The sequence below is a fragment of the Sinomonas sp. genome, from assembly GCF_036848755.1.
Taxonomy (GTDB): Bacteria; Actinomycetota; Actinomycetes; order Actinomycetales; family Micrococcaceae; genus Sinomonas.
Genome location: NZ_DAIUJO010000013.1, coordinates 1 through 12,838 on the forward strand (window position 1 = coordinate 1; position 12,838 = coordinate 12,838).

Annotated in this window: 10 protein-coding genes and 1 pseudogene; 9 read left to right on the forward strand and 2 right to left on the reverse strand. The window is 70.2% G+C overall.

Annotated elements, in window-relative coordinates:
• The 5 genes and pseudogenes from V7053_RS03355 to V7053_RS03375 all read left to right on the forward strand — a co-directional run.
• Positions 1-1,113 (forward strand): annotated as a pseudogene (locus tag V7053_RS03355) (PIG-L family deacetylase); the annotation flags it as partial.
• Positions 1,110-2,504: a bifunctional PIG-L family deacetylase/class I SAM-dependent methyltransferase gene (locus V7053_RS03360; protein ID WP_334170858.1), complete on the forward strand. Its 1,395-nt coding sequence runs from the start codon at positions 1,110-1,112 to the stop codon at positions 2,502-2,504. The pseudogene V7053_RS03355 and the gene V7053_RS03360, both read left to right, overlap by 4 nt.
• Complete coding sequence (locus tag V7053_RS03365; protein ID WP_334170859.1) at positions 2,501-3,217, forward strand: glycosyltransferase; 717 nt, start codon at positions 2,501-2,503, stop codon at positions 3,215-3,217. The genes V7053_RS03360 and V7053_RS03365 overlap by 4 nt, the downstream gene beginning before the upstream one ends.
• 58 nt (positions 3,218-3,275) lie before the next feature.
• Positions 3,276-4,328 (forward strand): 3-isopropylmalate dehydrogenase, encoded by a 1,053-nt coding sequence (locus V7053_RS03370; RefSeq protein ID WP_334170860.1) that lies wholly within the window; start codon positions 3,276-3,278, stop codon positions 4,326-4,328.
• Positions 4,329-4,431: 103 nt separating this feature from the next.
• The gene (locus tag V7053_RS03375) at positions 4,432-5,544 is read left to right on the forward strand and encodes a branched-chain amino acid aminotransferase (protein ID WP_334170861.1); all 1,113 of its coding nucleotides are present in this window, start codon (positions 4,432-4,434) and stop codon (positions 5,542-5,544) included.
• Positions 5,545-5,686: 142 nt separating this feature from the next.
• On the opposite strand, the gene V7053_RS03380 is transcribed toward V7053_RS03375, so the two are convergent.
• Positions 5,687-6,481 (reverse strand): alpha/beta fold hydrolase, encoded by a 795-nt coding sequence (locus tag V7053_RS03380; RefSeq protein ID WP_334170862.1) that lies wholly within the window; start codon positions 6,479-6,481, stop codon positions 5,687-5,689.
• Between the two features lie 109 nt (positions 6,482-6,590).
• Between V7053_RS03380 and V7053_RS03385 the strand changes: the two genes are divergently transcribed.
• The 4 genes from V7053_RS03385 to V7053_RS03400 all read left to right on the forward strand — a co-directional run bounded on the left by V7053_RS03385 (position 6,591) and on the right by V7053_RS03400 (position 11,285).
• Positions 6,591-8,102, forward strand: a complete 1,512-nt coding sequence (locus V7053_RS03385; protein ID WP_334170863.1) for an HD domain-containing phosphohydrolase — start codon at positions 6,591-6,593, stop codon at positions 8,100-8,102.
• A 31-nt stretch (positions 8,103-8,133) separates the two neighbouring features.
• Positions 8,134-8,922, forward strand: coding sequence for a fumarylacetoacetate hydrolase family protein (locus V7053_RS03390; RefSeq protein ID WP_334170864.1), 789 nt, complete (start codon positions 8,134-8,136; stop codon positions 8,920-8,922).
• A gap of 76 nt (positions 8,923-8,998) precedes the next feature.
• A complete protein-coding gene (gene gltX, locus V7053_RS03395; protein ID WP_334170865.1) occupies positions 8,999-10,522 on the forward strand; it encodes a glutamate--tRNA ligase in 1,524 nt (507 codons plus the stop codon).
• Complete coding sequence (locus V7053_RS03400; RefSeq protein WP_334170866.1) at positions 10,515-11,285, forward strand: HAD family hydrolase; 771 nt, start codon at positions 10,515-10,517, stop codon at positions 11,283-11,285. The genes gltX and V7053_RS03400 overlap by 8 nt, the downstream gene beginning before the upstream one ends.
• On the opposite strand, the gene V7053_RS03405 is transcribed toward V7053_RS03400, so the two are convergent.
• A complete protein-coding gene (locus V7053_RS03405) occupies positions 11,282-12,751 on the reverse strand; it encodes a hypothetical protein (protein ID WP_334170867.1) in 1,470 nt (489 codons plus the stop codon). The genes V7053_RS03400 and V7053_RS03405 overlap by 4 nt on opposite strands.
• Between the last annotated feature and the right edge of the window lie 87 nt (positions 12,752-12,838).

Sequence of the window (12,838 nt, forward strand, 5' to 3'; positions counted from 1 at the left end):
GCGGCGCACGGGCAGCCTTCCGCGAGCGATCTCCCGCGGGAACCCGTTCGTGCCGTGCGGCTCCGCTCACGAGACGGAGTGGTGCCCGGTTCCCAGACGGACGACCTCGAGGAGCTCGCCGCTCAGGCGCGCGGGCTGGGACGCGGAGCGCGCGAACGTTCCGGCGCGTGGCCGGGGAAGGTGCTTGAGCTCGCGGCCGAGCTCGGGCGCTGGGCCCCCCATCCGGGGGAGGGGGAAACGCTTGCCCTCTGGGACCTCCTTGCGACCCTCGGAGCGGCGGACCTCGGCGTCGCACGGGCCGTCGAGCCGCATCTCGACGCGCTCGCGATCCTGCACCAGGCCGGCCAGCGGCCTGAAGAGGCGACGACGTGGGGAGTCTTCGCAGCCGAGGGCAGGAATGCGCGCCTCGAGGCGCGCGAGACGCAGGATGGTTGGCGACTCGACGGCGTCAAGCCGTGGTGCTCGTTGGCCGGCTCGGTGAGCCACGCCGTCGTGACCGCCTACACGGGCGAGTCGAGCCGACGCGCCTTCAGGATCCGCCTTGCGTCGCCCGGCGTCGTCCGCGAGCCGGTCCCTTGGACTGGGCACGGACTTCCCGGCATCGTCAGCGCTCCCGTGCGCTTCGAGGATGTGCCCGCGGAATCCGTGGGAGTCGACGGCTGGTACCTCGAGCGCCCGGGCTTCGCGTGGGGCGGGATAGGGGTGGCCGCGGTCTGGTTCGGCGGGGCCGTGGGGGTGGCCCGTCGGCTGTGGTCGGGGTACTCGTCGCGGGGCCCCGACCAGATCGGACTGTCCCAGCTCGGCGCGGTGGACCTGGCGCTCGGCACGGCCCGTGCCGCGCTCGCCGAAGCGGCCGACGACGTCGATGCAGGCCGCGCCGAGGGCGGCGCCGGCGCCGTGCTCGCCCTGCGCGTCCGCGGCGTCGTCGCCGGGGCCGTCGAGCTGATCCTCGCAGCGGTCGATCATGCGCTCGGACCCGCTCCGCTCGCATTCGAGGATGAACACGCCCAGCGGGTCGCCGATCTCCGCCTGTACGTTCGCCAGCATCACGCAGAACGCGACCTTGCAGCACTCGGCCGATCGCTCCTCGCCGAGGGGAGCATGCCGTGGTGACCTTCAGCCACTGGGAGGCCGGCACGCCCGAATCTGATTGGCGGGACGACTCCACAATCCGCGATGCCCCCGACCTCGACCTCGAAGACTATGGACGGCTCGTCGTCCTCGCGGCCCATCCGGACGATGAGACGCTCGGCGCGGGAGGCCTCATCGCCGAAGCCGCGCGCCGCGGCTGGCCCGTCGACGTCGTCATCGCCACCGACGGCGAGGGATCCCACCCCCGCTCGCCGACTCACTCCCCGCCGGAGCTCGCCGCCATCCGTCGGCGCGAGGTCGAGGCCGCCGTCCGCTCTCTCGCCCCCGCCGCCCGGATTCACCGCTTGGGCATCGCGGACGGTGGCGTCGCCGAGGGCGGGGAGGCCCTGGCCCGGGCATTGCATGCCGTGCTCCACGAAGCCGCAGTCGACGGCGCGCCCGAGGCGGGCACGGCCGAGTGCCGCCGAGCCGCCGTCGTCCTCGCCGCGCCCTGGCGTGGCGACGGCCACACGGATCATGACGCCGCGGGTGAAGCCGCCGCTCGCGTCGCCCAGGGCACCGAGGCGCTCCTCGTCGAATATCCGGTGTGGCTGTGGCACTGGGGAACGCCAGCTGGTGAGGATGCGCCCTGGGACCGGGCGCGTCGCCTGCGCCTCGACCCGGACCTGCGCGCGAGGAAGGCGGCGGCGCTTGGGATGCACAGGAGCCAGACGGAGCCGCTGTCCGACCTGCCCGGCGACGAAGCCCTCTTGAGCCTGGGGATGCAGGAGCACTTCGACCGAGACGCCGAGCTCTTCTTCGTCGGGGCGCCCCGGGACGCGCGGGCGGTGTTCGACGAGCTGCACACGGCAGACGCCGACCCCTGGCGATTCGAGACGAGCTGGTACGAGGCACGCAAGCGCGCCCTCACCCTCGCTTCGCTCCCGTCCCGGCGATACCGGCGCGCGCTCGAGCTGGGCTGCTCGAACGGCGTTCTCACGGGAGAACTTGCGCAACGGGCCGACGCGGTCGTCGCCACCGACGTGAGCCAGCGGGCGCTGGACCTCGCGGCCGCCCGCCTGCCCGCCGCTGCCTCGATCACCTGGGAGCGCCGTCGGCTTCCGGGCGAATGGCCGGACGGACGTTTCGACCTGATCGTTGTATCGGAAGTCGGGTACTACTTCTCCCATGACGAGTTCGAGGACGTGGTGCGGCAGTGTCTCGCCAGCCTCGACGACGACGGCGCCCTCGTGGCGTGCCATTGGCTCGGCCCGATCGAGGGCTGGACGCTCACGGGCGCTGAAGTGCATGGGCGCCTTCGCGCTGAACCCAGCCTCGCGTTGCTCGCCCACCACGAGGAGGAGGATTTCGTGCTCGACGTCTTCGTGAGGCCACCGGCCGTGTCTGTTGCGCGGCGCGAGGGCATCGCGTGAGCCCCTCTTGCGCGGCACGCGGACGGGGGGAGCTCCGCGAAGTGGTCGTCGTCATCCCTGCGAAGGACGAGGAGGAGCTGCTCCCGCGCTGCCTCGCGTCGGTCGAGGCCTCACTCCGGGTGCTCACCCGCTCGCGGCCCCGTGTCAGGACCTCCGTCACGGTGGTGCTCGACGGCTGCCGCGACGGCTCGGCGGAGGTGATCTCGGGCTGGCCGAACGTGCGGGGAATCGATCTTGAGGCCGGCAGTGCGGGGGCGGCCCGCGCGGCGGGCGTGAAGGAGGCCTTGGCCTTCACCGCGGCACCCCCCGAGAACGTGTGGATCGCCTCGACTGATGCCGACAGCGCCGTCCCGGAGCCGTGGCTCCTCCATCAGCTGGAGGTCGCCGATGGGGGAGCCGACCTCGTGCTCGGCACCGTGATCCCGGATCCGGCTGACGTCGATCCCCGCCGCTACGCGAAATGGCTCGCTGTCCACCACCTCGCCGACGGGCACGGGCACGTGTTCGGCGCGAACCTGGGCATTCGCGCCGACGCCTATCTCGCGATCGGCGGCTTTCCGGACGTTCCGTCCGGCGAGGACGTCACGCTCGCCGAAAGGGCCAGGGAACTGGGGATGGTCGTGAGAGCCACAGACGGTGCCCGGGTCCTCACGTCGGGCCGCCTTTCCAGCCGGTCGCGCGGGGGATTCGCGGACTTTCTCGCCGCCTTCTGATGTCTTGTCATCTGAGACGGGTTGTTCAAAATGTGGATGGCGTTCCTACCGTGGGACTATGACGCAGACTCTCGACCTAGCAGTGATCCCCGGCGACGGCATCGGACCCGAGGTCACGGCGGAGGCCCTCAAGGTCCTCCACCGGGCCCTTGAGGGGACGGACGTCGACGTCAAGGAGACTCATTACAGCCTCGGAGCACAGCACTGGCTCGCCACAGGCGAGACGCTTCCCGGTGACGTGCTCGACGATATCCGCGGCCGGGACGCGATCCTGTTCGGGGCCGTCGGGGCTGCTCCTGGGGACACCCGCATCCCTTCCGGGATCATCGAGCGCGAACTGCTCCTCAAGCTGCGGTTCACGCTCGACCACTGCGTCAACCTGCGTCCGTCGCGGCTCTACGCGGGCGTCGGCAGCCCGCTGGCCGCTCCGGGAGAGATCGATTTCGTCGTGGTGCGCGAGGGCACTGAGGGTCCCTACGTCGGCAACGGCGGTTCGATGCGAACCGGCACCCCACACGAGATCGCCACCGAAGTGTCGGTGAATACGGCCTACGGGGTCGAGCGAGTCGTCCGCGACGCGTTCAGGCGCGCTGCGTCACGCCTTCGGAAGAAGGTCACGCTCGTCCACAAGCACAACGTCCTCGTCCACGCGGGCCACCTCTGGAAGCGGACGGTCGAGGCCGTGGCGGCCGAGTTCCCCGAGGTCGAGCATGACTATCTGCACGTCGATGCCGCCACGATCTTCCTCGTGACCGATCCGTCCCGCTTCGATGTCATCGTGACGGACAACCTGTTCGGCGACATCCTCACCGACCTCGCCGGGGCCGTCACGGGAGGCATCGGACTCGCGGCGTCCGGCAACATCAACCTCGACGGAACGGCGCCGTCCATGTTCGAGCCCGTCCACGGCTCGGCCCCCGATATCGCAGGCCAGCAGAAGGCGGACCCGACCGCAGCGATCCTCTCGGCGGCGCTCCTGCTCGACCACGTCGGCCTGGGCGAAGCGGCGGCGCGGATCGAGGCCGCCGTGCGGGCTGACGTCGAGTCTCGGACGCCGGGGCAGGAGCGCTCGACGGCGGAGGTCGGCGACGCGATTGCGAGCAGGGTCTGAGGCGTAAGCTGTAGGGACTGACAGCCCCGTCGCCGCGGGCGCGCGTGCCGCGGAAAAGAACGCGCACAAGCGGGATCAAGGCGCAGGATGATGTGGAGGAAGCATGACTCAGAACGCCGTCGGCGTCGACTTCGCGCAGCGGCTCACCGAGAATCCGACGACCGCTGAGAGGCGCGCCGCGATCCTCGAGGATCCCGGTTTCGGCAACTACTTCACCGACCACACCGCAGTGATCGACTGGACGATGGACGCCGAAGGCCGGGGTGGCTGGCACCACGCCCGCATTGAGCCCTACGGCCCCATCGCGATGGACCCCGCGGCAGCCGTGCTTCACTACGGCCAGGAGATCTTCGAAGGCCTCAAGGCCTACCGCCATGCCGACGGCAGCGTGTGGACGTTCCGTGCCGAGGCCAACGCGCACCGGTTCAACCGCTCGGCGCAGCGCCTCGCGTTGCCCGAGCTTCCGCCGGAGCTGTTCATCGAGTCCCTGCGCCAGCTCGTCTCGGTCGACAAGGAGTGGGTGCCGAGCGGTGACGGCGAGGCGCTGTACCTGCGCCCGTTCATGATTGCCACCGAGGCCTTCTTGGGGGTGCGGCCGGCCCGCGAAGTCTCGTACCGCGTCATCGCCTCGCCCGCCGGAAACTACTTCGGCGGCGCGCTCAAGCCCGTCTCGATCTGGCTCTCGGAGCACTACGCCCGCGCGGGCCACGGCGGCACGGGCGAGGCGAAGTGCGGCGGCAACTATGCGGCGTCGCTCGCGGCCCAGCTCGAAGCCGAGGCCCACGGCTGCAAGCAGGTGCTCTTCCTCGATCCGTTCAACGACAACGCCGTCGAGGAACTCGGCGGGATGAACATCTTCTTCGTCTTCACCGACGGCCGGGTCGTGACGCCTGCGCTCAACGGCAACATTCTGCATGGCGTCACGCGGGACTCGGTGCTCCAGCTCGCGTCGGATCGCGGCCTCTCGGTCGAGGAGCGCAAGATCACGATCGACGAGTGGCGCGCGTCGGTCGCCGACGGCACGCTTGCGGAGGTCTTCGCGTGCGGGACCGCGGCGGTCATCACGCCGATCGGCGAGCTCAAGACCGCGGACGGCTCGCTGGTCACGCCCGAGGCTGGCCCTGACTCAGTCGCGATGAGCATCCGCGAGCAGCTCCTTGGCATCCAGACGGGGGCGGTCGAGGACCTCCACGGCTGGCTCACTCGACTCGCCTGACCTCCCGGCAGGCCAACCGCACAAGGCCCACCCATACAGGCGGCCCGCCCGCACGAGCGGCCCGCACGAACGGTCCACCCGCACAGACGACGACGGCGCGTCCCTCGAGAAGGGGCGCGCCGTCGTCGTGCGCTAGGGCAGGCTAGGTCCGGGTCATAGCCCTTGCTGCCGCATCGGCCCAGAGGCGGCGGAGCGAAGCCGAGAGCCGCCCAGGCTCTATGCGGTGCGGGGGGTCGAAATGATGGCGCTCCGCGAAGACCTCGAGCCGGAAGTCGCCGAACACGGTCGAGAGCCTCTCGGCGATCTCGCCGAAGTCGTCTGGATTCGAGAGGGCTCCCAAAGCGAAGTAGACGGGCTGCGTGAAGCGGGTCAGAGCATCCCTGTCCAGGTCATAGGTCCGGAAGGTCCGGAGGAAGGCCCTGATCCCAGCCGGCCTGAGTGCCATCCACGGTGGCTCGGGTCCTTCCCTGGCCGGGAGGTTTGCGGCTACGCCGGGCCTTACGCCGAGCTTGACGAATTCGGCCATGAACTCGGCTGCCGGCAATGCCTCGAGGGCCCTGTACTTGTCCCACAGCGCCCGATGCTTTTCCGTCCATCCCCAATTTCCCGCCCAAGCGGGTTCGAGGAGGGCAAGACTTTCGAGCCGGCCGGGGTGTTTGGCCGCGAACGCGAGCGCTGATGCGCCTCCTCCCGAGTAGCCGACGAGGTTGAAGGTGTCCCAGCCGTGGTCTTCGGCAGCGCGCAGGATGCCCGCGATCTCGGTGTCGAGGCTGTAATCGGCCGGAGGCGTGAAGCCAGAGTAGACCTCGAGGTCCTTGGCAATGGATTGGACGTGGTCGCCGAGCGACTCGAGGAGCGCCCCGTAGGCGGGGGCTGCTGGAAGGACGCTTCCGGGGAGGAGCATGACGCGGTGTGGGCGATTCTGGCCGGTCTCCATGCTCTCAGAATGAGACGGCAAGCGTCCGGGCACATCGCGTGAACGCGCTATGTGAGGCCACGTGGTGTGTGCGCTATCCCTGGACGCGTGGCCAGTCCATGATCATTGCATGACGCGACCCCTGCGCCTCGCCGAGTTCATCGCCGCCGTGTCCCTCGCAACCGATCTCGGCATGGGGCAGCCCCTCGAACAGGGGCTGAGAACGTGCCTCGTGGCCCTCGAGCTCGCCGACGCAGCCGGGGCCAAGCCCGACACGGTGCGCGAGGTCTACTACACCGCCCTCCTCAGGTTCCTCGGCTGCACCGCCGACGCTTTCGAGGCCGGGCAGATCGCCGGCAACGACATTGCGCTGCGCGCCGCCATCGCCCCGGTCCTGGGGGGCTCCCCAGCCACGTTCTTGCAGGCCGTGATGCCCGCACTCGGCGCCGGCCTGACGGGGCCGCGCAGGGCGGCGCTCCGGACCGCCTTCCTCGTGGCAGGACCCCAACGGCTCAGGGCCGGAGTGCGCGCTCACTGCGAGGCGGCGGAGATGCTCGCCGTTCGGCTCGATCTCCCGGCCGGCGTCCGTTCCGCGCTCGGTGCCGCATTCGAACAGTGGGACGGCCGGGGTTTCCCCGACGGCGTGAAGGGTGAATCGATCCCGCTTGCCGCCCGCATCGTCGCCGTCGCCCGTGACATCGAGGTGATCGCGCGCCTCGCCGGTGAAGACGCCGTGAAGGCCGCCCTCCGCGAGCGCGCGGGGAAGTCCTACGACCCCGAGCTCGCGGCCGCCGCACTCTCGCAGCTCGCGCGTCTGCTGGATGCCGCCGTCACGGACGCGGCATGGGAGGTGGCCCTCCGGAGCGAGCCGAAGCCGGTTGCCGAGATCCCGTCGGACCGCGTCGAGGCGGTCCTCACGGTCTTCGCTGACTTCGCCGATCTCAAGGAACCGAGCCGGGCCGGGTTCTCGCGTGCGGTGGCCTCTCTGGCAGCATCCGCCGTCCCGGATCACGCCGAGCGGTTGCGGCAGACCGCTCTGGTCCAGGATCTCGGACGGGTGGGCGTGCCCAGCGGTCTTGGGCGCTCGCTCGGCCCGCTCGTCGAGGAGCGGCGACGGCTGCACCCCTACTACAGCGAGCGGATCCTCGCCCGCGTACCGACGACAGCGCCTCTCGCACGGCTCGCCGGCCTGCACCACGAACGCCTCGACGGCTCCGGCTACTACCGCGGTGCCTCGGCCTCCGAGCTCCCCTGGGAAGCACGCGTCCTCGCTGCGGCCGACGCCTTCCAGGAGCACTTCGTAAGCCCTCCCGGTTCCCCGGCCACCACGCCCCAACGGGCCGCTGATGCTCTCGCCAGGCTCGGGCCCGCCAAGCTCGACCGCGACGCGGTGGATGCGGTGCTGGCCGCCGCCGGCCTGAGGGGTCACAGCGGTCCACGCGCTCACGCCGCGGGGCTGACCGACAGGGAAGTCGAGGTGCTGCGCCTGATCTGCCGAGGCGCGACCAAGAAGGAGGTGGCCGTCGCCCTGACCGTCTCCGCGAGCACGGCCGACCACCACGTACGCCACATCTATGCCAAGACGGGAGTCTCCTCACGCGCGGCGGTCACGCTCTTCGCGGCCGAACACGGCCTCCTCTAGCCTCGAGCTCCCCCGCGATAGGGTAGGGGCCATGCGAATCGCCCGTTTTGTCATTGATGCTGCCTCTGACCCGACTCCCCTCTACGGCGTGGTCCAAGGGGACCCCGGGAGCGAACAGGTGGCAGTCATCAAGGGCGATCCGTTCTTCCAGGGCATCACGCCGACGGGCCAGGTCCACCGGCTCGAGGACGTCCGCCTCGTGGCTCCGATCATTCCGAGGAGCAAGGTCGTGGGCATAGGGCGCAACTATGCGGACCATGCGAAGGAACTCGGCAACGAGCTGCCCACCGAACCGGCCATGTTCCTCGTGGCGAACACGGCCGTCGTGGGCCCCGGGGACCCGGTGATCCTGCCCGAGTGGACCGAGGAGGTCTCGTACGAGGGCGAGCTGTGCGTCGTGATCGGCCGCATCTGCAAGGACGTGCCGGCAGAGAAGGCCCACGAGGTCATCTTCGGCTACACCGTGGGGAACGACTTCACGGCACGCGACAAGCAGCGGTCCGATGTCCAGTGGGCGCGTGCAAAGTCGTTCGACACGTCTGCCCCGCTCGGCCCGTGGATTGAGACCGAACTCGACCCCGAGGATCTCTCGCTCGTGACGCGCCTGAACGGCAAGGTCGTCCAGGACGGGACGACGGCGGACATGGTCTTCGGCGTGCGGGAACTCGTTGCCGCCGTGTCGCAGGCCTTCACGCTCCTCCCCGGCGACGTCATCATGACCGGAACGCCCGCGGGCGTGGGCCTCGTGACGGAAGGCGACCGGATCGAGGTCGAAATCGAGGGGATCGGAACGCTGTCCAATCCCATCGTGCGTCGATGACACTGAGCCGCTGAGGGGACGAGCCCCTGCGGTGGCGAGGATGGCCAGCGCGGCTGCGGCCTAGAATGGGCTCACTATGACTTCCTCCGCCGATACCGCCTTGCTTGACGCCGACGCCATCCCTTCCGTGACTCCCGACACCCCTGTCCGCGTGCGCTTCTGCCCGTCGCCGACGGGCACGCCACACGTCGGCATGGTGCGAACCGCCCTCTTCAACTGGGCCTATGCACGCCACACCGGTGGGACCTTCGTGTTCCGCATCGAGGACACCGACGCGCAGCGCGACTCGGAGGAGAGCTACCAGCAGATCGTGGAGGCACTGCGGTGGCTCGGCCTCACGTGGGACGAGGGGATCGACGTCGGCGGCCCGCACGAGCCGTACCGGCAGTCTCGGCGCCTCGACCTGTACAAGGACGTCGCCGCGAAGCTCAAGGATGCCGGCTTCCTCTACGAGTCCTACTCGACGCCCGACGAGATCGAGGCGCGCCATCGCGCCGCGGGCCGGGACCCGAAGCTCGGGTACGACAACTCGGACCGAGACCTGACCGCGGAGCAGATCGCCGCCTTCCGCGCCGAGGGCCGGGAGCCGGTCCTGCGGTTCCGGATGCCGGACGGGGACGTCGCCTTCGACGATCTCATCCGCGGCGAGATCCGCTTCAAGGCGGGGAGCGTGCCGGACTTCGTCGTCGTGCGAGCCGACGGTTCGCCGCTGTACACGCTCGTCAACCCGGTCGACGACGCTCTCATGGGCATCACCCATGTGCTCCGTGGCGAGGACCTCCTTTCCTCGACGCCGCGCCAGGTCGCGCTGTACCACGCGCTGCACGCCGTCGGCGTCGCGTCCTACATGCCGCTCTTCGGCCATCTGCCCTACGTCATGGGCGAGGGGAACAAGAAGCTTTCGAAGCGCGATCCGCAGTCCAATCTGTTCCACCACCGCGACCGCGGCTTCATTCCCGAGGGCCTGCTGAACTATCTCGCGCTGCTCGGGTGGTCGCTCTCCGCGGACGAGGACATCTTCACGGTCGAGCAGCTCGTCGAGAACTTCGACATTGCCGATGTGCTCCCGAATCCGGCCCGCTTCGACCAGAAGAAGGCCGAGGCGATCAACGGAACCCACGTGCGGCTCCTTGATCCAGCGGACTTCCGCGACCGGCTCGTGCCCTACCTGCGCTCCGCGGGCATCGTCGGCGAATCGCTGACGCCGCGTGAGGAGGAGATCCTCACCGAGGGCGCGCCCCTGATCCAGGAGCGGATCACCCTGCTCGGCGAGGCACCGGGGATGCTGGGCTTCCTGTTCGCTGAGGACGCTTCCATCGCAGTCGAGGACGACGCGCGGAAGGGCCTCCCGGAGAACCTCGCCGAAGTGCTCGACGCCGCGATTGGGGCCCTCGAGCCGGTGACGGACTGGACCGCCGAGGCGATCCAGGATGCCCTGCGCGCCGCGCTCGTCGACGGTCTCGGCATCAAGCCGCGGCTCGCGTTCGGTCCCGTCCGCGTCGCCGTGTCGGGCCGCCGGGTGTCGCCGCCGCTCTTCGAGTCGATGGTGATCCTCGGGAAGGATTCATCGCTCGCGAGGCTCAAGGCATTCCGTGGCTGACGGGGCCCGCGGCCCCGCGGATCTGGGCGATCGTCCCCTCGAGGGCGTTCTCCTCGACATCGACGAGACGCTCGTGGACCTCGAGGGGGCCATGCACCGAGCGCTCCGTGAGGTAACCGCGCCCTACGTCCGGCTGGACGAGGCGGGCTGGGCCGAGTTCTGCCACCTCTTCACGCGCGGCTCGGAGGACATCTACGAGCAGTACGTCGCCGGCGAGATCACCTTCGCCCAACAGCGTTTGCTGCGGGCCGAGCGGTGCCTTGCGAACGCCGGGACGGGGTTCCCGGACGGCGCGGCGGCGATGACGTGGCTCAGCGCCTACGAGGCGGCGCAGCCCGGCTACGTGCGGGCGTTCGACGACGTCGAGCCCCTCCTCGATGCGCTCGACGAGGCAGGCGTGCCGTACGGTGCAGTGAGCAACAACGTCCACGACTACCAGCGGGCCAAGCTGGACCACGCTGGCCTCGCACGGATCGAGGTCCTCGTGGGGATCGACGCCGTCGGGGCGGCGAAGCCGGATCCGGCGATCTTCCGCGAGGGCCTTCGTCTGCTCGGCACCAGCGCAGGGGGCACCGTCTACGTCGGGGACAACCCCCATCACGACGTCGTCGGCGCCGAGGGTGCAGGCCTGCGCGGCATCTGGCTCAACCGTTCGGGCAGGGAGCTCCCCGAGGACCTCGCCGCGCGGGTTCGCGCGCAGGTCGGGAGCCTGGCGGAGCTGCCTGCCCTCATCGGCCTGAGGCTGGCCGCCGAGACCCGCTAGACGCGCACCAGCCCAGCCCTGACGCGGCTGCGGATCAGCGTGGCGAGCACCGCGAACACGACGAGTGCTCCGATGATCGCGAGCGCAGCGGGTGCTCCTGTCGACGATGTCGGCGAGACGCCGGCGGTCCCGGCGTGGAGGCGGGCGGCTCCGTCCGCGAGGGCCTTGTTGCCCGCGGCGAGCTGGCCGGCTCCCGTAGCCAACTGCTGGTTGCCGCCCGCGAGCTCGGCGGCGCCGTGGGAGACCTTCTGGCTGCCGTCGGCGAGAGCGGTATTGCCCTGGGAGAGCTGCGCCGCCCCGTCTGCGAGCTTGGACGCTCCGCCCAGGAGCCCGCTGTTCGGATCGTTGGCGCCGGTGATGCCGTCGTTGAGCTGCGTGGTTCCGTCGGCGAGGGCTGCGGCACCGGCATGGAGAGAGTTGGTCGCGTTGAGCAGCCCCGGGTGTTCGGGGTCGCCCGGGACACCGTTCATGCCCACCACGATGGCGGCCGTGCCCGCGGCGAGCTGCTGTGTTCCGAGCACGAGGCCGGGAGCGTTCGGGTCCTGGCTGTCGATCTTCTGATCAAGGACGCCGAAGCCGTCCTTGAGCCGCTGGGCACCGCCGCTGAGTTGGCCGGCGCCGGCGTTGAGCTGGTTGGCGCCTCCGGCGAGCTGGCCGGCGCCGGCGTCCAGCCGGGCTGCGCCGGCCGCGAGCAGGGCGATCTTGTCCTTCACGAGTGCGAGCGGAAGGGCCCCGGTGGCTCCGCTCGCGGCGTCCAACAGCTGCTGCAGGCCTTGGGCGAGGGCGGCGGTGCCCGTGCCCTGCGTGGGGTCCCCGTTGGCTCCCGGGTATCCCTTGAGCTGTTGTGTCCCCGCTGCCAGCTGGGAGGTGCCGTTCGCGAGCTGGGAAGCCCCCGAAGCAAGCTGGGAGGCGCCGTCGGCGAGGTTGTTCGGGGAGGTGCCCGACGAGGTCGGGGTCAGGACTGCCGCGAGAGCTGCCGCGCCGTCGCGGAGCTTCTGGGCGCCGTCGTCGACCTTGTAGACGCCGGGGGCGAGCTTCGAGTGCACGTCACCAGCCACCTTCTGGGTTCCCGTGAGCAGCCGCTGGGCGCCGTCGGCGAGCTGCTGGGCCCCGGGGGCGAGCTTGTCCCGAATCCCGTCGCGGAGCGTTGCGGCACCGGCGCTGAGTGCGGCCGAGCCCGACTGCGCCTCGTGCGCCCCGTCGTCGAGCTGCGAGGCGCCATGGGCGAGCGCGTCCGAACCGGTCGAGGCCGCGTGGGCCCCGGTGTCGAGCTGCGATGCCCCGGATGCCGCCTTGGCCGCCCCTTCGCTCAGTTGGCGTGAGCCGTCCGTGAGCTGAGCGGAGAGCAGCGTGTAGAAGGCCAGGAACGCGACGAGCAACACCGCGAGGACGACGACGGCGGCGCGGCGGCCGGGGACGGACGGGCTCGAGGGGAGCCGCGGGACGAAGAATGGAGGGATGGGCACGTGGACCTCTCTCGGTGGTTACCAACAAGTAACTTACCGAGAGTAAACATGATCGAGATCACACTGCAAGGGTTGATTTTCGGCCCC